Source organism: Leucobacter komagatae, assembly GCF_006716085.1.
Taxonomy (GTDB): Bacteria; Actinomycetota; Actinomycetes; order Actinomycetales; family Microbacteriaceae; genus Leucobacter; species Leucobacter komagatae.
On sequence record NZ_VFON01000001.1, the window covers coordinates 2,566,982 to 2,587,076 of the forward strand.

The 20,095-nt window shown below is 66.0% G+C and carries 19 protein-coding genes and 2 tRNA genes; 9 read left to right on the plus strand and 12 right to left on the minus strand.

The features are described from left to right. Positions 1–13: 13 nt before the first annotated feature. The 6 genes from FB468_RS11700 to serS all read right to left on the minus strand — a co-directional run bounded on the left by FB468_RS11700 (position 14) and on the right by serS (position 5,287). Positions 14–105, minus strand: a tRNA-Ser gene (locus tag FB468_RS11700). A 58-nt stretch (positions 106–163) separates the two neighbouring features. Beyond that, positions 164–1,432: an LCP family protein gene (locus FB468_RS11705; RefSeq protein ID WP_141887501.1), complete on the minus strand. Its 1,269-nt coding sequence runs from the start codon at positions 1,430–1,432 to the stop codon at positions 164–166. A gap of 123 nt (positions 1,433–1,555) precedes the next feature. Next, positions 1,556–2,896 (minus strand): Fic family protein, encoded by a 1,341-nt coding sequence (locus FB468_RS11710; protein WP_170219712.1) that lies wholly within the window; start codon positions 2,894–2,896, stop codon positions 1,556–1,558. Positions 2,897–3,016: 120 nt separating this feature from the next. After that, positions 3,017–3,107, minus strand: a tRNA-Ser gene (locus FB468_RS11715). Between the two features lie 53 nt (positions 3,108–3,160). After that, entirely contained in the window at positions 3,161–4,012 is an 852-nt protein-coding gene (locus FB468_RS11720) for an HAD family hydrolase (RefSeq protein WP_141887503.1), read from the minus strand. Positions 4,013–4,015: 3 nt separating this feature from the next. Beyond that, positions 4,016–5,287: a serine--tRNA ligase gene (gene serS / locus FB468_RS11725; protein WP_141887504.1), complete on the minus strand. Its 1,272-nt coding sequence runs from the start codon at positions 5,285–5,287 to the stop codon at positions 4,016–4,018. Between the two features lie 43 nt (positions 5,288–5,330). On the opposite strand from serS, the gene FB468_RS11730 reads away from it, so the two are divergent. Further along, positions 5,331–6,344: a diacylglycerol/lipid kinase family protein gene (locus FB468_RS11730; RefSeq protein WP_141887505.1), complete on the plus strand. Its 1,014-nt coding sequence runs from the start codon at positions 5,331–5,333 to the stop codon at positions 6,342–6,344. A 7-nt stretch (positions 6,345–6,351) separates the two neighbouring features. Here FB468_RS11730 and FB468_RS11735 read toward each other — a convergent pair whose 3' ends face one another. Together FB468_RS11735 and FB468_RS11740 are read right to left on the minus strand one after the other, a co-directional pair. Then, positions 6,352–7,500, minus strand: a complete 1,149-nt coding sequence (locus FB468_RS11735; protein WP_141887506.1) for a hypothetical protein — start codon at positions 7,498–7,500, stop codon at positions 6,352–6,354. Beyond that, a complete protein-coding gene (locus tag FB468_RS11740) occupies positions 7,497–7,883 on the minus strand; it encodes a PadR family transcriptional regulator (RefSeq protein WP_141887507.1) in 387 nt (128 codons plus the stop codon). The genes FB468_RS11735 and FB468_RS11740 overlap by 4 nt, the downstream gene beginning before the upstream one ends. Positions 7,884–8,028: 145 nt before the next feature. Here FB468_RS11740 and FB468_RS17580 point away from each other — a divergent pair, with 145 nt between their 5' ends. Then, positions 8,029–8,151 (plus strand): hypothetical protein, encoded by a 123-nt coding sequence (locus FB468_RS17580; protein ID WP_281290280.1) that lies wholly within the window; start codon positions 8,029–8,031, stop codon positions 8,149–8,151. A gap of 74 nt (positions 8,152–8,225) precedes the next feature. On the opposite strand, the gene pheA is transcribed toward FB468_RS17580, so the two are convergent. Together pheA and FB468_RS11750 are read right to left on the minus strand one after the other, a co-directional pair. Then, a complete protein-coding gene (gene pheA, locus FB468_RS11745) occupies positions 8,226–9,179 on the minus strand; it encodes a prephenate dehydratase (protein ID WP_141887508.1) in 954 nt (317 codons plus the stop codon). Positions 9,180–9,252: 73 nt separating this feature from the next. Then, a complete protein-coding gene (locus FB468_RS11750; RefSeq protein ID WP_141887509.1) occupies positions 9,253–10,899 on the minus strand; it encodes a phosphohexomutase domain-containing protein in 1,647 nt (548 codons plus the stop codon). 64 nt (positions 10,900–10,963) lie between these two features. Here FB468_RS11750 and FB468_RS11755 point away from each other — a divergent pair, with 64 nt between their 5' ends. Then, positions 10,964–11,749, plus strand: a complete 786-nt coding sequence (locus tag FB468_RS11755; protein ID WP_246055859.1) for an HAD-IIA family hydrolase — start codon at positions 10,964–10,966, stop codon at positions 11,747–11,749. A 26-nt stretch (positions 11,750–11,775) separates the two neighbouring features. On the opposite strand, the gene FB468_RS11760 is transcribed toward FB468_RS11755, so the two are convergent. Both FB468_RS11760 and pyrE read right to left on the minus strand, forming a co-directional pair. Then, positions 11,776–12,561, minus strand: a complete 786-nt coding sequence (locus tag FB468_RS11760; RefSeq protein ID WP_141887510.1) for a sulfite exporter TauE/SafE family protein — start codon at positions 12,559–12,561, stop codon at positions 11,776–11,778. 92 nt (positions 12,562–12,653) lie between these two features. After that, the gene (gene pyrE / locus FB468_RS11765; RefSeq protein ID WP_141887511.1) at positions 12,654–13,208 is read right to left on the minus strand and encodes an orotate phosphoribosyltransferase; all 555 of its coding nucleotides are present in this window, start codon (positions 13,206–13,208) and stop codon (positions 12,654–12,656) included. Between the two features lie 84 nt (positions 13,209–13,292). Here pyrE and FB468_RS11770 point away from each other — a divergent pair, with 84 nt between their 5' ends. The 6 genes from FB468_RS11770 to FB468_RS11795 all read left to right on the plus strand — a co-directional run bounded on the left by FB468_RS11770 (position 13,293) and on the right by FB468_RS11795 (position 19,970). After that, entirely contained in the window at positions 13,293–14,141 is an 849-nt protein-coding gene (locus FB468_RS11770; RefSeq protein ID WP_141887512.1) for a Sir2 family NAD-dependent protein deacetylase, read from the plus strand. 307 nt (positions 14,142–14,448) lie between these two features. Further along, a complete protein-coding gene (locus tag FB468_RS11775) occupies positions 14,449–15,564 on the plus strand; it encodes an ABC transporter ATP-binding protein (RefSeq protein ID WP_141887513.1) in 1,116 nt (371 codons plus the stop codon). Then, positions 15,561–17,252, plus strand: coding sequence for an ABC transporter permease (locus FB468_RS11780; RefSeq protein WP_141887514.1), 1,692 nt, complete (start codon positions 15,561–15,563; stop codon positions 17,250–17,252). The genes FB468_RS11775 and FB468_RS11780 overlap by 4 nt, the downstream gene beginning before the upstream one ends. A 58-nt stretch (positions 17,253–17,310) precedes the next feature. Continuing rightward, positions 17,311–18,321 carry an extracellular solute-binding protein gene (locus FB468_RS11785; RefSeq protein ID WP_141887515.1) on the plus strand — a complete coding sequence of 337 codons (1,011 nt, stop codon included), beginning with the start codon at positions 17,311–17,313 and terminating at the stop codon, positions 18,319–18,321. A 66-nt stretch (positions 18,322–18,387) separates the two neighbouring features. Next, positions 18,388–19,185 carry an inositol monophosphatase family protein gene (locus tag FB468_RS11790; protein ID WP_141887516.1) on the plus strand — a complete coding sequence of 266 codons (798 nt, stop codon included), beginning with the start codon at positions 18,388–18,390 and terminating at the stop codon, positions 19,183–19,185. 23 nt (positions 19,186–19,208) lie between these two features. Beyond that, positions 19,209–19,970 carry a GntR family transcriptional regulator gene (locus tag FB468_RS11795; protein ID WP_141887517.1) on the plus strand — a complete coding sequence of 254 codons (762 nt, stop codon included), beginning with the start codon at positions 19,209–19,211 and terminating at the stop codon, positions 19,968–19,970. The last annotated feature ends 125 nt before the right edge of the window (positions 19,971–20,095 follow it).

Below are 20,095 nucleotides of genomic sequence, written 5' to 3' on the forward strand. Positions count from 1 at the left end.
TGTTACCTGTCTATGGCGGAGACGGGGGGATTTGAACCCCCGGTCGAGTTTAACCCCGACCCTTCATTAGCAGTGAAGTCCGTTCGGCCGCTCCGGCACGTCTCCATGAGCAGGCAACGCCACTTAGTCTAACGGGAAAATCCTGAGCCAGGAAATCCTTGGACTAGTAGTTCACGCGCCCGGCCGAACAAGATTCGACGTCGGGCTTCAGGCCGGTGATCTCCGGGGGCAGCTGCACCCGGTCACCACCCTCGGCTGGCGTGCCACCCTCCGTTGCCGGGGCCTCACCCTCGGGAGTCTCGGTCGCAGGGTCAGCGGGCTCGGCGGGAGCCTCGGTGCCGGTGTCAGCGGGCGGTGCCACCGCGCCACCGGTGCCGGTGACGTCGAAGGCCTCACCGCTCTTGAGCGTGTCGATGAGCACCTGGGCGAGCTCTGAGTTCGGCAGGAGGCGACCCGACTGGTACGGGTGATCGACCGTCGGGTACTGCACGAAGTTGATGTTCCCGAGATCGATGTCGCGCACCGTGCCGGCGGCGGCCTGCATGAACTGCATGCTCTTCATGCTCTCCGAGAGCAGCATGTTGTCGGTGGCGGCCTTCGCGAGGCCCCAGACCTTAATCGGGTCCGAGAGGGTCTCCGCGCTCTTCAGCTTGCGCATGAGCGACGACATGAAGACCTGCTGGTTGTTGATGCGCGAGATGTCGCTGCCGTCGCCGACGCCGTAGCGGGTGCGGAGGAACTGGAGGGCGTCCCAGCCCTCGAGCGTGTTCATGCCCGCGGGCAGGTCGAGGTCGGTCTTCGGGTCGACGAGCGGTTCGGTCAGGCAGACGTCGACGCCGCCAATGGCTTCGGAGACCCCGACGACGCCGTCGAACGTGATCATCGCCGCGTAGGGGATCTCCATGCCGGTGAGCTCGGAGATCGTGCGGGCGACGCACGGCAGCCCGCCGTACCCGAGCGCGGTGTTGAGCTGCTGCTCACTCATCGCCGGGTAGAAGTCTTCCTGGCCGTCTTCGCTCGGGCAGCTCGGGATCGGCACCATGAGGTCACGCGGGAAGCTCACGACGGTGGCGTTCTTGTGGTCGGCCGAGACGTGCAGCAGGAGGTTGACGTCGTTGAGCTCGCCCTCTTCGCCGTCGTCGTAGCCCTGGCCCATACGAGTATCGGAGCCCGCAAGCAAGATCGTGAGCTCGCCGTCGATCGACTGAGTGCCCGCGCCGATCGCGGCGCTCGGCCCCCCGAGGTCGACGGTCTTGGCGTTGTTCCAGAAGCCCCAGACGGCGTAGGCGGCGGTCGCGACGCCAGAGAAGGCGACGACGAGCAGCGTCGTGAGGAGGAACCGGCTGAAGTTCTTTACAGAAGAGGATCGGGGGAGGTTGCCGTGTCGTACAACCGACCGGCGCGGTTGTTCAACCTGCGTCCTTCTCGCCATTCGGTGATCCCCTGTTCGTCAATGCGGCTCGAAATACCCGCAAGATCTCCCTAATTTACCCGATTCCCCTGGGCGGACGCTGGAGCGCCCTCGCGGATGCCCCATACCGGTGGCGGCCTGCGTCTAGTCTCCTAATGCATCGAGCCTGGCACTCAGGTCTTTCGGAACGGCCCACACTGTGGGCCTGCGGCCCGATGAGGGCTGCACGAGGCCAAGCTTGTTGAGGCCTTTGAGGTCATTTCTCGCGGTCTGCTCTGTGACGTTGAACCGGTGCGCGACCTCTTTCGCGACGAGCCTGGGAATCTCTTCCCGGGCTATCCACTCGAGGAGCGCGACCTGCCGCTCGTTCAGCAGACCCGCAGACGCGCGCAGCGTCTCCCGCATCTGCAGACCTTGGTCGACCTTGGATCGCACGTACTCCTCAAAATCTTCGAGCGCCCGCTTGAAGGCGCGCAGCTGGTGGAGGATGAAATAGGTGATGTCCCCTTCGTCGTCCTCGCTGTATTCGTAGGCCATCGCGTACTGCGCTGGTGCCTCGCGGAGCACCCGGGAGATCGCGACGTGCTCGGCGAGATGGTAGCCGTTGTGCAGCATCGCCCAGTAGAAGGCTGCCCGCGCGGTGCGGCCGTTCCCATCCGAGAAGTAGTGATCGTACCCAAACATGAAGTGCGTCACGATCGCCCTGATGACCGGCGAGAGGTACGGAACCTCGTCGACCGTGCCGTTCGCGAAGTCGCAGGTCAGCGCAAGGCGGTCTGGCAGAGTCTCGGCCGGAGGCGGCGCGTGGGTAACCCGCTCCTGCTGGTCCACGACGCTCACGCGTTCGTCGCTCGGTGACTGCAGGCGACCCACTTCATGGGAGTCCGCCAGGGTATTGGCGGTCAGCGTCGCATGCAGCTCCAGCACGAAAGCCGCCGTCAGCGGGTTGGCCGCGTTCGCTTTGACATCCTGCATCGCGAGGAAGTTGTTGACGATCATTTGGTCCGAGATGGTGGCAGGTCGCACTCCCGCCTCAATCATGCGCTTCGCGTGTTTTCTGCTGGTTGACGCGCCTTCGAGCTGACTTGAGGTGATCGCCTCCTCGAGGAGCGACTGCAGCAAGTACCGGCGATTGCTCCGGTCTGACTGCCCGGTGCCGGAGGAAGTGAGCCCACCAGTGCGCCGCGCAATCTCCTCGGACAACCGCAACACTTCATCGTTGTAAGCAAACCAGAACGGCTGCCCGCTCTTGTCTGCGAATGGCAGGTCGCGCCTCACATTGAGCCGCTGGAGCTTGAGGGACATCCACCACTCGTCGTGATTCATGCCAGCGGGCGGCCGTCGATGCTGCAGCTGTTCCCAGTGGTGGTAGTGCGTGTCGTCGATGCGCGGGCCCAGAAGAACTTCGAGCAGGCGTGACTCGTCCGCCAGGCGGATTCGTTTCTGGACCTCTTGGGAGGTCGGGGCCGAGTGCTTGACCGTCACCCTTTGGAGGCTAGCAAAGAAAACAAAATTTGCCCAAAATTTTGCTTTCATGGGCCAAGGTCGGAAACACGAGAAAGCCCCCGACCCCGGTACCGAAGTACCTGATCGGGGGCTTTCACCTGGCGGAGGGTAGGAGATTTGAACTCCTGAGACGGGGTTACCGCCTGCTTGTTTTCAAGACAAGTTCCTTCGGCCGCTCGGACAACCCTCCGCCGAAAAGCCTAGCAAACCTTCGGCACGAATCGATCCACCGGGCGAAATTGCTTACGCGGCGAGCAGCGAGGGGAAGCGCTCACGGAGGGCGAGGAGGAGCCCGCCGTCCTCTGCCGTGGCGGTTACCTGCGTTGCGGCTGCCTTCACCGCGTCGACGGCCTGGCCCATCGCGACAGAGACACCGAGGCGGCCGGCCCACTCGAGCATCTCGATGTCGTTGCGGCCATCGCCCGCGGCGAACACGTTCGCCGGGTTGATTTCGAGCTTCTCCCTGAGCACCTCGAGCGCGCTCGCCTTCGTCACGCCGTCGGGCGCGATGTCGAGCCATGAGCTCGTGCCGACCGCGTACGAAACGTGGGTGAGCCCGAGCGACTCGATGGCGCTCATAAACTCCTCGACGCGGTAGTCGGGGGAAAACACGATGACGCGGGCGGCCTGTACGCCGAGCAGATCCTCAAAGGCCACGCGGCGCTGGTTCGACGGCAGCGTCCCCGAAGGGATCTCCTTCGTGTAGAGGAACGTGCCGTCGGCGAGCTCGACGGCGAAGTGCGCGGTCGTGAGCTGCGGGCGAATCTTCTGGAGCGCGTCGGTCGGGTTGAACGCCTCGACGTACTCGCGACGGTAGCCGCGGGTGCCGAACGGGTCACGCTTCAGCGTGACGGCGCCATTCGCAGTCACCACCCAGTCGGGGCGGATGCCGAGGCGCTCAACGATCGGCAGGGTCGCGTCGACCGACCGGCCCGTCGAGACAATGACCTCCTGGCCAGATTCGTGCAGCGTGCGGATCGCCTCTGCGAGCTCGGGATCAATGATCCCGCCAGCGGCATGGTCACCCGCGCCTTCAAACCCGTGACGCAGCACGGTTCCGTCGAGGTCGAGGGCGATGATGTGGCGATCCTGCATTGATTACGTTCCTTCTACCGGGCTGAGTACTTCAAGTCCACCGAGGTACGGGCGCAGCGCCTCGGGTACGGTGACGCTGCCGTCAGCGTTCTGGTGCGTTTCGAGGATCGCGACGATCCACCGCGTCGTGGCGAGCGTGCCATTGAGCGTTGCAACGGGGGCGGTCTTGCCGCTCTCCGTGCGGAAACGGGTCTGGAGCCTGCGCGACTGGAAGGTCGTGCAGTTTGAGGTCGAGGTGAGCTCGCGGTAGGTGCCCTGCGTCGGCACCCACGCCTCAATGTCGAACTTGCGCGCTGCGCTCGAGCCGAGGTCACCCGCGGCGACGTCGATGACGCGGTAGCTCAGGCCGAGAGCCTGGAGCATCTCTTCCTGCCACGCGACAAGGCGGTCGTGCTCCGCCTCCGCGTTCGCGGGGTCAGTGTACACGAACATTTCGAGCTTGTTGAACTGGTGCACGCGCAGGATCCCGCGCGTATCCTTCCCGTGCGAGCCGGCCTCGCTGCGATAGCAGGTCGACCAGCCGGCGTAGCGGACCGGGCCGCCTGAGATGTCGAGGATCTCGTCGGAGTGGTAGCCGGCGAGCGCAACCTCGCTCGTGCCGGTGAGGTATAGATCCTGATCCTTCAGGTGGTAGACCTCGTCGGCGTGCTCGCCGAGGAAGCCGGTGCCGCCCATGATCTCTGGCTTCACGAGCGTCGGCGTGATGAGCGGCGTGAAATCATTGCGCATCGCGAGGTCGAGCGCCATGTTCATGAGCGCGATCTCGAGGCGGGCGCCGACGCCGCGGAGGAAGTAGAACCGTGCGCCGGAGACCTTCGCGCCGCGCTCCATGTCGATCGCGCCGAGCAGCTCACCGAGGGCGAGGTGGTCGCGCGGCTCAAAATCGAACTCGGGGATCTCGCCGACGGTGCGGAGCGTGACGAAGTTGTCTTCGCCGCCCTCGGGGACGCCGTCGATGACGATGTTCTCGATGCGCGATGCCACGCGCTCGAAGCTCTGATCCGCTTCCTTCGCCTTAGCCTCGGCTGCCTTGACCTGCGCGGCAAACTCCTGTGCCTTCGCGATGAGGGCAGGCTTGTCTTCCTTGGCGGCGGTCTTGACGGTTTCGCCGACCGACTTCTGCTCCGAGCGCAGTCGCTCGAACTCGCCCCGGGCCTCACGGCGCGCGGCGTCAGCAGCGAGCGCCTCGTCTACAACCGACTCGTCGTTGCCACGAGCGCGCTGCGAGCGCTTCACGATGTCGGGATCGTTGCGAAGAAGTACTGGATCGATCACGTCACCTAGCCTACCGCCCCGGGGTCGCGGCTACGATTGATCCATGACTATGGTCCCCAGCCGCATGCAGCCGCACGCAGCAGTCGTGTACCACCCGCTGAAAACTGACATCGCGGGCCTGCGGAGCGCGGTGGCGGCGGCGGAGGCGAACGCGGGGTGGGCGCTCACTCGCTGGTACGAGACCGAAGCGGAAGACGCGGGCGTCGGGGCTACTCAGCGCGCGATCGCCGAGGGGGCGGGCGTGGTGCTCGGAGCGGGCGGTGACGGCACGATTCGCGCGATCGCCGAGGCTCTGCGGAACACCGGGGTGCCGCTCGCGATCGTGCCGCAGGGCACGGGGAACCTGCTCGCCCGCAACATCGGGATGCCGCTCGGCGATATCCCGGAGGCGGTGCAGGCCGCATTCTTCGGTTCCGGTCGCACGATCGACCTCGGCAGCATGACGATTGTGCGACCGAAGGACGAACACGGCGTTTCGGCGGAGGAAGAGCACGCCTTCCTCGTTCTCGCTGGGATGGGGCTTGATGCGCGCGCGATCCGGGCGACCAGGTCCAAGCTCAAGAAGCGGGTCGGCTGGCTCGCCTATGTCGACGCCGGCGTGCGCACCATGGTGAAAGACAAGCCCCTCGAGATTCACTACTCGATGGACGGCTCTGAGATGAAGCGGCTCACGGTCTACACCGTCATGATTGGCAACTGCGGGCTCCTGCCCGGCGGGGTGCTGCTTATTCCTGACGCGAGCATCGACGACGGGCTACTCGACGTTGTTGCCCTGCGGCCGCTCGGGCCGTTCTCGTGGCTCCGCATCTGGAACAAGATCGGCTGGGAGAACGGCGTGCTTCGGAAGACGAAGACGGGGCGCCGGATCATCGACCTCGTCAATGACACGAAGAACGTGACCTATGTCCGCGCTCGCGAGTACGCGCTTGCCGTTGAGGGCCCGGAGCCGGTTCAGCTCGACGGCGATGATTTCGGCCTTGCGGTCAAGATCCGCGGCCAGGTGGATCCGGGTGCCCTCATCGTCCGCGTGCTTCCCGACTGGCAGCTGCCTGAATAGCACCGCACTACCTCGCCGCCAGCTGGTTCGCTGGGGTTGCAGGGGTGGTGCTCACGCTGGCGCCTCCGGGTGTCGCGTCGGCGTTGCCATCTGTCGCGGGTTCGTCGCCCGCGGCGCCGTCGTCTCCGGGCTTTTCGCCGCTGGCCCCGCCGCTAGCTTCGTCCGCGCTCGCCGCCGGGTCGACGCAGTCGCGTGAGAGAGGCGGGAGCTCGGTCTTTTCGGGCTTTGCGGCGGCGGGAGTGCCCGCCTCTCCCGTCACGTCGGAGTATCGCGCGCTGCCGAGCGGGAACACGTTCCACGCCTCGGCGTCGCGCGCAATCGGGTTGAAGGAGTGCGCGTAGTTGCGATCCTCACCCTGCACCCAACTGTCGGGCGGAGTCGGCTGGTCCTCGCCCATGGTGGTGATGGGCTTGCCGTTTTGGTCGTAGAGCCGCACCGCGTCGAGCAGGTTGCCTGCGCAGTCGTACGCGTAGATGTTGGTGACCTCGCCTCCGTTGAAGGCGAGCCCTTGATAGCTCAGGTCATCGACGACGTACTCGACGTTCGGCGTGCTGGCGTTCACCCAGGTCGTGACAAGGAATGGGAGGGTGAGGATCACGGCGACGACGTTCGCGACGTCGCGTACGCGGGCGAGCCACTGCCGCGGCAGCCACCGGCCCCGGCCCCACTGCACGCTCACGGCGATGAACGCGAGCGTGAGCGCCGCGGCACCGAGCGATACCGGAACGCCGTTGATGAGTGGGTGGCGGAGCAAGAGCAGCGCCGCCCACGCGCCGACGACGCCACGCAGCACCCACCAGGCGGGCCTCAGGGAGACCATCAGGTCACGGAACCCCTGCCTGCCTGGGGTCGCGTCTAGCCACTCGGCGCCCCGCTGCTTCAGGCGTTCTGCTCGCTCGGCGGCTGTCGGCTTCGTGGGCTTCGTGGTGGCACGGGCGGGGAGGCCTGCGGCCTGTCGAAGCTCTTCCGCGTAGTGAGCGGCGTCGCCGAGTGAATCCAAGGAGTCGCCCTCGCTGAGGCGCTCGGTGATGTCTGCCCCCAGGCCGTCGAGCAGCTCGTCGACCTCTTCCGTTGGCAGATCGCTCAGGTGGGAGCGAACCTCGGCGGTGAACGCTTCGGCCCGCTCGGCGTTGGTGAGTGCGGCGCTGACGTTCATGCTGGGGCTCCTTCTGGGCTCGTCGAGGGTGTTGGGGGCTGCGGGGGCTGTGGGGACTGTGGCTGCGTTGGTGAGATCAGCGCACTGAGGGTTTCGGAGAACTGGCGCCAGCTGCCGCGCTGCTCGTCGAGGAGCTCTCGCCCGCTCGGCGTGATGCTGTAGTACTTGCGGTGGGGCCCGCCGTCGGAGGGGACGACGTAGGTTGAGAGTGCGCCGGCGGCGTAGAGCCGGCGTAGCGTGCCGTAGACCGAGGCGTCGCCGACCTCGTCGAGCCCCGCATCGCGGAGACGCCTGACGACGTCGTAGCCGTAGCCGTCCTCGCGCTCCACGACAGCGAGAACGGCGGCGTCGAGCACGCCTTTCAGTAGCTGTGTTCCGTCCACCCGGAACCCCCTTTGTTGTTCGCCAGTACGCACTAGTGTGCATTACGCAATAGTGCGGTGTCAAGAACACTATGTGCTCTCGGCCCCACCACACCGCCCCAGCACATCGTTCTAGTGAGCGCACACCTTATGGGGCAGGCTTAAGATGTGCTTCCGAGAGAATCATGTGCTCGTGCTCGTGCTCGTGCTCGTGCTCGTGCTCGTGCGAGAGCCGAACCTCGACAGCGCAAGTCCCGCAGAGCTCCTTCCCCGCAGGAGACCCCCTTAACAACCGTTGGCAAGGGGGTACCTTGCGGGGAAACGCCTCGATGGCGGCTTAGCTGGCTCCCACCGCGCTGCGCGTCAGGCCGGGTCCACGCCCTCGATGACCTCGCGCAGCCAGTCACGCGCATCGCGGAAGCGGTTGTCGTCGTGCACCGGCCGAATCTCTGCCGAGACTCTGTCGGCCCGCGGGTACGACCCGAGGAACACGACGTTCGGGCTCGACCGCTTCACCCCGAGCAAGGCATCGGCAACGCGCTCATCCTTGATGTGCCCCTCGGCGTCAATGACGAACCGGTACCGGCCCATCCGATCCCCAATGGGGCGCGACGCGAGCAGCGTCAGGTTCACGCCGCGCGTCGCGAACTGCTCGAGCAGGTCGAGGAGCGCGCCTGAGCGATCCTCCGGAAGCTCCGCGATGAGCGACGTCTTGTCGGCCCCGGTCGGCTCGCTGACGGGGCCAACCCTGCTGACGAGCACGAAGCGGGTGACCGCGTCGGGGTTCTCAGCGATGCCCTCCGCGAGCACCTCGACGTCGTAGTGATCTTCGATACCGGGGGGCGCGATCGCCGCGTCCACCTGCTTTGCCTCGTCGAATAGGTCGGCAGCCGCCTGCACGTTCGAGGTCGCGGGGAGGTGACGGTGCTGGGGCCGGGCCTCGTCGAGCCAGGCGCGGCACTGGCCGTAGGCGACGGGGTGGCCCGCGACCACGGTCACGTCTTCGAGCTTCACGCCGGGCCGCGCGACGAGCACGAACCGCACCGGCACGAGGTACTCGCCGACGATGCGCAGGCCGGGGATAGTCGCGAGCGCGTCTTGCGCGACAGTCACGCCGCCGTCAATCGAGTTCTCGATGGCGATCATCGCGGCGTCGCTCACACCGGTCACGACGTCGTTAAGCGCCTCGCCAAGGTTCGACACGGGCCGCCAGGTCTGGCCCTGAGCCGCTTCGACCTGCTTGAGGGCCGCCTCGGTAAACGTCCCCGCGGGCCCCAGGTAGGAGTAACTGCGCGTGGGTTCCGAGGCGTTCGACATGTTCCCAAGCGTACCGCGCGCGTGCGGGCAAGCGACCCAGCCCGCCCAAGCGGCCTAGCCCGCCCGCGCGAACCTAGCCGAGCACCCGCGCGACGAGCGCCTGCGCCGCTGCCTGCACCTCGATGAGGTGGTTCGGCCCAGCGAACGACTCTGCGTAGATCTTCATGACGTCTTCGGTGCCCGACGGGCGGGCCGCGAACCAGGCGCGCTCGGTCGAGACCTTCAGCCCACCGATTGCGGCGCCGTTCGAGGCCTCCGTCGCGATCGACGTGATCGGGTCACCTGCGAGCTCTGAGTCCGTAACGTCCGACGCCGCGAGCGCCGAAAGCCGTGCCTTCTGCTCGGCGGTCGCGGGGGCGTCGATGCGCGCGTAGGCGGGCTCACCGAACCGCTCGACGAGCTGCGCGTAGCGCTCGGAGGGCGACCGCCCGGTGACCGCCTGGATCTCGGCGGCGAGCAGGCAGAGCAAGATCCCGTCCTTGTCAGTGCTCCACGGCGTCCCATCGAACCGCTGGAAGGACGCGCCGGCGCTCTCCTCACCGCCAAACACGACGCTGCCGTCGGAGAGCCCCGGCACGAACCACTTGAACCCGACGGGCACCTCATCGAGCCGGCGCCCGTGCGCGGCGACGACGCGGTCGATCATTGCCGAAGAGACGAGCGTCTTCCCGATGCCCGCCGTCGCGGGCCAATCAGGGCGGTGCTCGAGGAGGTAGTCGATCGCGACCGCGAGGAAGTGGTTCGGGTTCATGAGCCCGCCATCGCGGGTGAGGATCCCGTGCCTATCGGCGTCAGCGTCGTTTCCGGTGACGATTGCGAACTCGTCACGGTACGGCGCGACGGTCGACATCACCTGCGCGGACGAGGGATCCATACGGATCTTGCCATCCCAGTCGAGGTGCAGGAACGCGAACTGCGGGTCCACGCCGGCCCCGAGCACGGTCAGGTCAATCTCATAGCGGTCGCGGATCGCCGACCAGTAGGCGACGCTCGCCCCGCCGAGGGGGTGGGCGGCAACGCGAATACCTGACTCCCTGATCGCCTTCATATCGATCGCGTTCGCGAGCCCCTCGACGTAGGCGCCGAGGAAGTCGTATGCGCCGGGCACGATCGGGGTGCTCGGAGGCTGCGGCGCCGCGAGCGCCCACCACTCGCCACTCTCGAGCAGGGCGTTGGCGCGCTGGGCGATCCACCCGGTGGCGTCGGTGTCTGCCGGCCCGCCGTGCGGCGGGTTGTACTTGATGCCGCCGTCGCCGGGCGGGTTGTGGCTCGGGGTGATGATGACGCCGTCGGCCCGCTCGGGGTCGTTCTCGTCGCGGCCGCGGTTGTGGGTGAGGATCGCGTGGCTCAGCGCCGGGGTCGGCACGAAGGCCTCGTCGCCCTGGCCCGCGTTCGTGAGCACGTGCACGCCGAGCGTTGTGAGCACGGCAACCGCGGTGTGCTCCGCCGGTGCCGAGAGCGCGTGGGTGTCAGCCCCGATGAACAGTGGCCCGCGGATGCCCTGGGCTTCGCGGTACTCGGCGATCGCGGCGGCGATCGCGGCGATGTGGGCCTCGTTGAACGAACCCGTCAGTGAGGAACCGCGGTGGCCGGAGGTGCCAAACACCACACGCTGCGCCGGCACCTCGGGGTCGGGCACGACCTCCGAGTACGCGCGCACGAGCGCATCGATATCGACGAGGTCTTCGGGGCGCGGAAGCAAACCAGCTCGAACATCCATACCCCTAGTGTGCCAGGCCCGCGAAGCTACGTCGCGTTCACCTTCACGGAGTAGTCTGTGAAGCATGAGCGAGATGCAGCAAGACCGTCCGTCCATCGAGTGCTGGCTGACAGATATGGACGGCGTGCTCGTGCACGAGAACCGGGCCATCCCGGGCGCCGCCGAGCTCATCGCGCAGTGGACGGCGAACGAGCAGCCGTACCTCGTGCTCACGAACAACTCGATCTTCACGGCCCGCGACCTTTCTGCCCGGCTCGCGGCGAGCGGCATCAAGGTTCCTGAGGAGCGGATCTGGACGAGCGCGCTCGCGACCGCCGCGTTCCTGAAGCAGCAGAAGCCCGGTGGCTCGGCGTTTGTGCTGGGTGAGGCAGGGATCCTGACCGCGCTGCACGACGCCGGCTACGTGATGACCGAAACGAACCCCGACTTCGTGGTCGTTGGCGAGACGCGCAACTACTCGTTCGATGCGATCACGAAGGCGATCCGTCTCATCAACAAGGGCGCTCGGTTCATCTCGACGAACCCCGACGCGACGGGCCCAAGCCCCGACGGCGTGCTGCCCGCGACGGGCGCGATCAACGCGCTCATCACGAAGGCGACCGGCATGGAGCCGTACGTCGTCGGCAAGCCGAACCCGATGATGTTCCGCTCGGCGATGAACAAGATCGGCGCCCACTCGCACAACACCGGCATGATCGGCGACCGGATGGACACCGACATCGTCGCTGGCATCGAGGCTGGCCTGCACACGGTGCTCGTGATGACGGGCATCTCTGACAAGGCGGAGATCGAGAAGTTCCCGTTCCGCCCGAACGAGGTGCTCGGCTCGGTCGCGGAGCTGCTCGACTAGCCTCGGCGCTGCCGGTTACTCGGCGGCTACTTGCCGGCCTTGCTCCTGAGCTTGCGTACGAGCATCTGCGTCGCGATGAACGCGAGGTACGCGGAGAACGCGATGTTGCCCCAGAGCGGGTCGATCCACCCGGCGAACATCGACCCGAACGGCACGCAGACCGACGCGGCGATGCCGATGTAGGCGGCGGCCCGCAGGTCGACATTGCCGCGCTTGAAGTTGCCGATCGTGCCCGAGAGCGAGCCGGGAATCATCATGAGCAGCGAGGTGCCCTTCGCGATGAGATCGCTCGCGCCGAAGAAAAACATCAGGATCGGCACGACGACGACCCCGCCGCCCACTCCAAGCAGGCCCGACAGAATTCCCGTGACGAAGCCCGTCACGACGAGCAAGGCGCCCAGGAGCGCGGTCATCGTGATCTGGTCGTCGCGCTGCGGCACAACGAACCAGAGGCTAACGATCACGACCGCGAGGAACGCGATGAAGCCCCACTGGATCGCGCCGACCGGCAGCTTCGACAGCAGGTGGCTGCCCACCTGGGCGCCGACGACGATGCCGGCGGCGAGCAGCGCTGCGGCGAGCCAGTCGACGTTGCCCTGGAGCGCGTAGGTCGTCGCGCCGACGATCGCCGTCGGCAGGATCGCCGCGACCGAGGTGCCCGCCGACAGTTTCTGCGGCATGCTCAGCCAGAGCGCGAGCGCGGGCACGATGATCGTGCCGCCGCCGATACCGAAGAGGCCCGAGAGCAGCCCTCCCAGGATGCCGATGGCGATGAGGGGGAGTGCGCTTGGGCGCACGGACGCGTCGTTCATTGTCTGAGCTGCTTTGCTTGTTGGTAGTGGTCCCGGCGGTGGGCCCGGTGGTCGCCGGAGATTAAGCCCGGGAAACCCCGAGCCTCAGGCCGCTACTGCGGGGCGAGGCCCAGGTCTTCGAGGCCGATCGCGAAGCGGTACTCGTAGCCCGCCTCTTCGATGCGGGCCTTTGCGGGGGCCTGGCGATCCACAACGACGGCGACCGCGACAACCTCGGCGCCGACCTTCTCGAGCGCCTCGATGGCCTTCAGTGGCGAACCGCCCGTCGTCGACGTATCCTCGACGACGATGACGCGCTTGCCCTCGAGGTCCGGGCCCTCGACCTGGCGGCCGCGGCCGTGATCCTTCGGCTCCTTGCGCACGACGAACGAGTCGTAGACCTCGCCGCGAGCAACGCCCTGATGCATGATCGCGGAGGCGATCGGGTCCGCGCCCATGGTGAGCCCGCCGACCGCGACGATGCCATCAATGTCGGCGATGAGGTCGAGCATGACCTGGCCGATGAGCGGGGCCGCGCGGTGGTCGAGCGACAGCTTGCGGAGGTCGATGTAGTAGGTGGCCTTCTTGCCGCTCGTGAGCGTGAAGTCGCCGTGGAACACGGCCTCCGACTTGATGAGTTCGATGAGCTGGTCGCGCGCGGTGGTCATGCTTCGATTCTAGTGTTCGGGTGCGGTTACGCCCGCAGCGAGAGCACAGTGACTCCGGCGGAGTCGGGTTCTATGCTCGAGAGCGTGAACGCAGGAACCTCGGAAGCTCAGCTCGCCAAGCTCGCTCAGCTCGTCTCGCTGTTTGAGCGCGGCCCGATCGCCGTGCTCACCGGGGCAGGCATGAGCACGGACTCGGGTATTCCCGACTACCGCGGCGCTGGCTCGCCGCCGCGCAACCCGATGAACATTGCGCAGTTCACGGAGGATCCGCACTACCGGCGCAGGTTCTGGGCCGGCGCGCGCATCGGTCAGAACCGCATGAACACCGTCGAGCCGAACGATGGGCACCGCGCGCTCGCACGGCTCGAGGCCGCTGGGCGCATCGAGGGCGTGATCACGCAGAACGTTGACGGCCTGCACCGGCGGGGCGGGTCACGCACCGTGGTTGAGCTGCATGGCGGCGGTGGGGTGATGCGCTGCATCCAGTGCGGGGAGCGGTGGACGCGGAGCGAGGTGCTCGGCTGGTTCGACACCCTCAACCCCGGCTACGCGGAGCGGAACGCTGGCGCCGAGGTCGCGCCAGACGGCGACGCCCTCGTCACGGAAGTCGATTCCGTTCGGGTGCCGCTCTGCCCAGGGTGCGGGGGAACCTTGCGCCCCGACGTCGTGTACTTTGGCGAGACGGTGCCCGTCGCGGTGTTCGATGCCGCCGCGGAACTGGTCTCGCGCTCGACCGCGCTGCTCGTCGTGGGCTCCTCGCTCGCGGTGAACACGGGGATGCGTCTCGTGCACAAGACCGAGCGCTTGGGCAACCCGCTCGCGGTCATTAACCGTGGGCCGACGGCGATCGACGCGCGCCCATCTCTCGCCGTGCGGATCGACGGTGGCACGACCGAGACCCTGACGGCGCTCGCTGACGCGCTCGGCGCGTAGGGGCCAAACGCGGTTCAGCTGCGTGCGCGCCTGCGAGCGTGGCCGATTCACCCGCTGTTGACCGATGTGCCCGGTTTGGCGGCGCTAAAAGTGGGTGCATCGGTGCCCTCCGGGTGCATTGGCGTAGGGCCTCTTTGTTGCGTAACTAGTAGCTACTTCTTCGGTGTGGTTTACCCCGTCGAGCGTGCCATTGGGCAAAGGTGCGCATAGTTGCGCCATTTTTCGCGAGGCACTTGTATTTACAAGTGTGCAATTTTAGTGATAGCGTGACTCCCAACACACCGAGCAATGTAGCTAGGAGCCCTCCATGACAGCCATCGACATCGAACGTCTGCGGATCACGTACGGCGACAACACCGTCATTTCAGACCTCAGCCTGCGGATCGAAGACGGCGAGTTCTTCACACTGCTCGGGCCTTCCGGGTGCGGCAAGACGACGCTACTGCGCACCATCGCGGGCTTCATTACCCCGGCCTCGGGCAGCATCTCGTTCGGCGGCAAGAACGTCACCGACTTCCCAACCCATAAGCGCAACATCGGCATGGTGTTCCAGGACTACGCGCTCTTCCCCGACAAGACAGTCAACACCAACGTCGCATACGGTCTGAAAGCTCGCGGGGTGAACCGGGCCGACATCCCCGGTCGCGTTGCCGAAGCGCTTGAGCGCGTCGGCATGGGAGGGTTCGGCGACCGACTACCGTCGGCGATCTCGGGCGGCCAGCGACAGCGAGTTGCGCTTGCCCGCGCGCTCGTGATTCGCCCGAGCGTGTTGCTTATGGACGAACCCCTCTCGAACCTCGACGCCAAGCTTCGGCTCCAGATTAGGGAGTCGATCAGTGATCTCCAGCGCGAGGTCGGGATCACGACGGTGTTCGTCACCCACGACCAAGAAGAGGCGCTGGCGATGTCAGACAGGATCGCGCTGTTCCGTTCCGGCAACATCGAACAGCTCGGGTCGCCGACCGAGATCTACCGCCACCCGCGTACGAGCTACGCAGCGGACTTCATTGGCACCGCTAACGTCATCCCGGTCGAGCTTTCGGGCGCACCCGAGGCGAACTCGGCCGAAGAGATCACCGTTCGACTTGGTGACCACGCGTTGCGCGGCCAGCGGCGCGCGGAGCTCTCGGGCTCCACGGCGTTCGCGATCGCGCGGCCCGAGCACCTCAGCCTCGTCGCCCTTGACGGCGCGGGCTCGACCGGGGCAGCATCGGGCAGCTCTGCCGCCCGGCAGCAAGGAACCTTGATTCCCGGTGAGGTCGTGCGTCGGCAGTACCTTGGCCGGGTTCAGCAGCACACCGTGCAGCTCGCAGGCGGGGTGATCGTCGAGACGAGTGAGCCGGCGAACGCCGTCGGGTTCGCCCAGGGCTCTAAGGTCAACGTGCTGTTTCCAGTAGCCGAGACGCTGGTACTCGCATCATGAGCGTCTCGACGGAAACCCAGGCATACCGGATCCCGCAGGCGAACAGGCGGTTCCGCTTCTCGCCGTGGCTGGTGCTCGCGATTGGCGCCACGGTCCTTGCGCTCGTGTTCGTCGCGTGGCCCATCGGCAACATTCTGCTGAGTTCGTTCCGCAGCACCGAGGGCAACCCGTTCAGCGGATGGGCTGAGTTCTTTGCTGACCCGAAGTACCTGCAAGCCGTTGGCAACACACTGCTGCTTGCAAGCATTGTCACGGTGCTCGCGACCGCAATCGGGGTGTTTCTCGCCTACTTCACGGCGCGGTTCACGTTCTGGGCGAAGGCGCTTATCGCCGTGCTCCCGATCACCGCGATCCTTGTCCCTGAGGTGATCGTGACGCAGGCGTGGCTCATGTTTCTCGGCAACAACGGCTTTCTCACTCGCTTCATGCGAGACACCCTCGGCGTCACGATGCCCTCGCTGTATGGCTGGCCCGGGTTGATCCTCATCCTGCCGCTGCTCTACTACACCTACGTCTATCTCGGTACGCTCGCGGCGCTCAAGGGCTTCGACTCGCAGCTTGAGGAGGCGGCGATGAGCCTTGGCGCATCGCCCTTCAAAGCCCGGATGCAGGTGATGATCCCCGCGATCTTCCCCGCAGTAGCGGCGACCTCGCTGCTCGTGTTCACGCTGTCGATCGGCAACTTCGCGACCTCGACGATTATTGGTGGGAAGGTTCCGCTGCTCGCACCGCTCACCTACCGCGTGTTTCTCGCAGAGACCGGGGGAAACCCGATGATGCAGTCGACACTCGCCACGGTCGCGATCGGCATCATCGCCCTTGTGCTCTTTGTCCAACGCCTCACCGTTGGCAAGAAGCAGTACGAGATGGTCCAGGGCCGCTCGTGGACGCCAGTGAAGCTTCGCGGGCCGGGTGGCATCGTGATCTCGCTCATCGCCGCCGTGCTACTCATCGCGTCGACGCTGCCGCTTGTCATGGTGATCGCGATCGCGTTCACGGCCTCGAGTGGGCCAGTACTGAGGTGGGGCGAGTTCTCGCTTGCGAACCTCACGACGGTGCTTGCGCGAGAGCCGCAGCCGATCTTGAACACGATCACGTTCGGCGCGATCGCCTGCGCCATCGGCGTCATCGTGAGCATCATCGTGAGCGTGCTCATCGTGAAGAAAAAGAACTTCCTCACCCCCGCGCTCGACTACCTGGTGATGTTGCCGATGGCGCTCTCGGGCACGGTGCTCGGCATCGGCATGATGACGACGTTTGGGTCGAACAGTTTGATCGCCCTCTCCGGGACGAGCGCGATCATCATCCTGGTGTTTGTGATTCGGCGCCTCCCGCACGGCATTCGAAACGCCTCGGCCACGCTTCACGCGATCCCTGACTCGCTTGAGGACGCCTCGGTGAGCCTTGGGGTGCCGCCGTTCCGGTCGTTCCTGAAGGTTGTGTTGCCGCTCATGGTGCCCGGAATTGCCGCCGCTGCGGTGCTCACGTGGACAACCATCATCGCCGAGCTCTCCGCCTCCCTCGTCGTCTATTCCGCAGGAAAGGAGACCATCACCATCAAGGTCTTCCAGCTCATGAATACGGGCCTCAACGGACAAGCCGCGGCCTACGGGCTCATCCTCGTGCTGCTCGCGATCGTGCCGATCGTGATCACGACGCGAGTGTTCAAGATCCGCCTCTTCACCTGAGCGGTGCGTCGCCAGCGTCGGCGGCACCCCCTCACCCACCGAACCGAAAGGAACCACCATGAAATCGAGAGCCCTCACAACGATTGGTGCCGCCGCCGCGGCCCTCGCGCTCGCATTGACGGGCTGTGCGAGCGACGCAGGCGACGCAGGCGGCGCTACTGGCGACAAGCTCAGCGCCGTGATGTACAGCTCAAACAACGAGACCGTCATCGGTGTCGTCACTGACGCTGCGGCTGCTCACGACCCCGCGGTCAAGGTCGAGGCCGTCACGGGCAGCTCGGGTCCGCTGCTCGAGCGCATCGCCTCCGAGTCAGGCGCGCCCGCAGCGGACGTGTTCTACAGCGCACCCGCCGCGACGTTCGAAGCCTTCGCTGACTATGTTGAGCCCTATCTCTCGCCAGAAGCCGCTGCGATCCCTGAGGAGCTCATCGACCCCGACCACCGGTGGACGGCCGCGAACGCGCACGTCGTGGCGTTCATGGTCAACACCAACCAAATCGACGGGGGTAAGGCCCCGAAGAGTTGGGCCGAGCTTACGAAGCCCGAGTGGAAGGGCAAGGTCATCGCGCCGAATCCCGAGCAGTCCACGACGGGGTTCACCGCCCTGTATGGCGCCTACAAGGTGCTGGGCAAGGAGGACTTTGAGAAGCTTGTCGCGAACCTCGAGCTCACGGAAAGCACGAGCAACGTCTACCCGGCCGTCGCGCAGGGGGAGTACGCGGTTTCCATCGGCTACGAATCCAACATCTACCCCTACATCGCGGGCGAGCAGGCCGGCATCGAAATGGTCTACCCCGAAGACGGAACCTTCGTCGAACACGACTCCGTCTTGCTCGTGAAGGGCGGCCCGAACGCCGACGGCGGCAAGGCGCTCATCGACGTCATCCTGTCGAAGAAGGCGCAGGAGGAGAACCTCGCGCAGTCGTTCAGGCGCCCCGTGCGCACCGACATCGATGTCGCCTCGATCGTCGATTTCAAGGCGCTCGACGATCTCAATGTCGTCGACATCCACGGTGACGACGATACGCAGGGCCGTGCCGACTTCACCGAGTACTGGAAGTCGCTGTAGTAGCCGGGGGCGTCCCGCTTCTGGGGCGCCCCTTTGCACCGCCTTCGCACCACCCGAAAGGAAGCCATGACAATCAGCGAGCACCCGCAGGTCGACGAGTACGTGACGTTCATCCACGAGCTTGCAGACGCCGCGCGCACGCTTCTCTCTGAGCGCCACGAAGGCAGCCGGTTTGAGACGAAGGCCGACGCGAGCCCAGTGACCGAGTTCGACCGTGGCGTTGAGACGGTGCTGCGCGAGCTCGTCGCCGAGCGGTTCCCCGAGCACGGCTTCATCGGTGAGGAATTCGCCCCCGACCGCGCCGACGCCGAGTTCGTGTGGATCGCCGACCCGATCGACGGGACGAAGCAGTTCGTCTCCGGTATCCCGGTGTTCACAACGCTCATTGCACTGTGCCGCAACGGGCGGCCGGTCGTCGGCGTCATCGACGCATCGGTGTCGCAGGATCGCTGGCTTGGCGTCGAAGGCCGCCAGAGCACGCTGAACGGAAACCCGATTTCGACGAGCGGTCGGGTCGCCGTTCCGGGCGCGACGATGTCGTGGAGCCAACCCGACCGGGTGCGCGCGGAGCACGCCGCGGGCGTGGGTGAGCTCGGCGACGCGGTCGCCTGGCAGGTATTCGGGGCAGGATCCTACGGGTTTGGCAGGCTCGCCGCCGGGGCGATCGACATCGCAGGGTACAGCGGCAGTTTCGGAGCCTACGATGTGTGCGCGCTCGTCCCGATCATCGAGGGCGCAGGCGGAGTCATCACCGACGGCTACGGAGAACCGATTACGATCGAGGATCCGGCGGCCTGCGTGGCAGCCGCGACCCCAGAGCTACACCGCGAGGTGCTGCGCTACTTTGCGGGCGACCGCGGATAACCCGCGCCGGTTAGTGTGGTCTCATGGCGTCCAAATCTCCGCTCCACTTCAAGCTCTACGAAGAGCTCGCCGCGCGGATCCACTCGGGGGAGTGGAAACAGGGGGAACAGGTTCCGAGTGAGAACAGTCTCACGGAGGAGTTTGGAGTCTCACGCGGCCCCGTCAGGCAGGCGCTTGCGCGCCTGCGTTCCGAGGGTCTCATCGTCGGCGGCAGGGGGGTCTCGCCGCGCGTCCAAAAAGCGGTGCCCGCGCAGTCGTTTGACACCTATGTCTCGTTCACTGAGTGGGCCGAAGAGCTGGGCTTTGAACCCCGCCAGAAGACCATCGAGGTGAAGCGGATGTTGGCGGACGAGGCCATCGCTGCCGAGCTGCAGATCGCCCCGGGCGAGCCCGTCGTGTTCGTGCTTCGCGTGCGAATGTTCGATGACGAGCCGGTCATGCTGGAGCGCGGCACGTACCCGATAGAGAGCGGTCGGCATCTGCTTGCGGCGGATCTCGATACGAGCAGCATCTACCAGATCCTTCGCGAGAACGACGTGTACCCGATCTCGGCCAAGAACATCATCGATGCCGTGGCAGCGACCGAGCAAGAGGCGAAGTGGATGGGCGTCGCGCCCGGTGCTCCGTTGCTGCGGGTGCGGCGTTCGAGTTTTGACGAGCACGGCGACGTCGTGGATGTTGTCGACAACCGCTACCTGCCGACCAAGGCGAACTTTGCGGTGGGGAACGCCCGCGGCCCGGGTGGCCCACTTGCTCGGGTCGCGGCTGGGCCGAACCCGGCGTAGCCCGGGGTAAGTGAAGGCCGATTCACCCGGAAGTGACCGAAGCACCCGGAAAATCCCCGTGAAAAGTGGGTACATCGGTGACTTCCGGGTGCATTGGCCGGTGTGAACGGGTGGTGGACTGAGAC

Bases quoted from the DNA above. Each gene is read 5' to 3' on its own strand.
- FB468_RS11790 (WP_141887516.1), top strand. From the start codon at position 18,388: ATGACAATCAGCGAGCACCCGCAGGTCGACGAGTACGTGACGTTCATC.
- pheA (WP_141887508.1), bottom strand. From the start codon at position 9,179: ATGTCGAACGCCTCGGAACCCACGCGCAGTTACTCCTACCTGGGGCCC.
- FB468_RS17580 (WP_281290280.1), top strand. From the start codon at position 8,029: ATGTGCTTCCGAGAGAATCATGTGCTCGTGCTCGTGCTCGTGCTCGTG.
- FB468_RS11720 (WP_141887503.1), bottom strand. From the start codon at position 4,012: ATGCAGGATCGCCACATCATCGCCCTCGACCTCGACGGAACCGTGCTG.
- FB468_RS11795 (WP_141887517.1), top strand. From the start codon at position 19,209: ATGGCGTCCAAATCTCCGCTCCACTTCAAGCTCTACGAAGAGCTCGCC.
- FB468_RS11755 (WP_246055859.1), top strand. From the start codon at position 10,964: ATGAGCGAGATGCAGCAAGACCGTCCGTCCATCGAGTGCTGGCTGACA.
- FB468_RS11750 (WP_141887509.1), bottom strand. From the start codon at position 10,899: ATGGATGTTCGAGCTGGTTTGCTTCCGCGCCCCGAAGACCTCGTCGAT.
- FB468_RS11785 (WP_141887515.1), top strand. From the start codon at position 17,311: ATGAAATCGAGAGCCCTCACAACGATTGGTGCCGCCGCCGCGGCCCTC.
- FB468_RS11735 (WP_141887506.1), bottom strand. From the start codon at position 7,500: ATGAACGTCAGCGCCGCACTCACCAACGCCGAGCGGGCCGAAGCGTTC.
- FB468_RS11760 (WP_141887510.1), bottom strand. From the start codon at position 12,561: ATGAACGACGCGTCCGTGCGCCCAAGCGCACTCCCCCTCATCGCCATC.
- FB468_RS11775 (WP_141887513.1), top strand. From the start codon at position 14,449: ATGACAGCCATCGACATCGAACGTCTGCGGATCACGTACGGCGACAAC.
- pyrE (WP_141887511.1), bottom strand. From the start codon at position 13,208: ATGACCACCGCGCGCGACCAGCTCATCGAACTCATCAAGTCGGAGGCC.
- FB468_RS11730 (WP_141887505.1), top strand. From the start codon at position 5,331: ATGACTATGGTCCCCAGCCGCATGCAGCCGCACGCAGCAGTCGTGTAC.
- FB468_RS11780 (WP_141887514.1), top strand. From the start codon at position 15,561: ATGAGCGTCTCGACGGAAACCCAGGCATACCGGATCCCGCAGGCGAAC.
- FB468_RS11705 (WP_141887501.1), bottom strand. From the start codon at position 1,432: ATGGCGAGAAGGACGCAGGTTGAACAACCGCGCCGGTCGGTTGTACGA.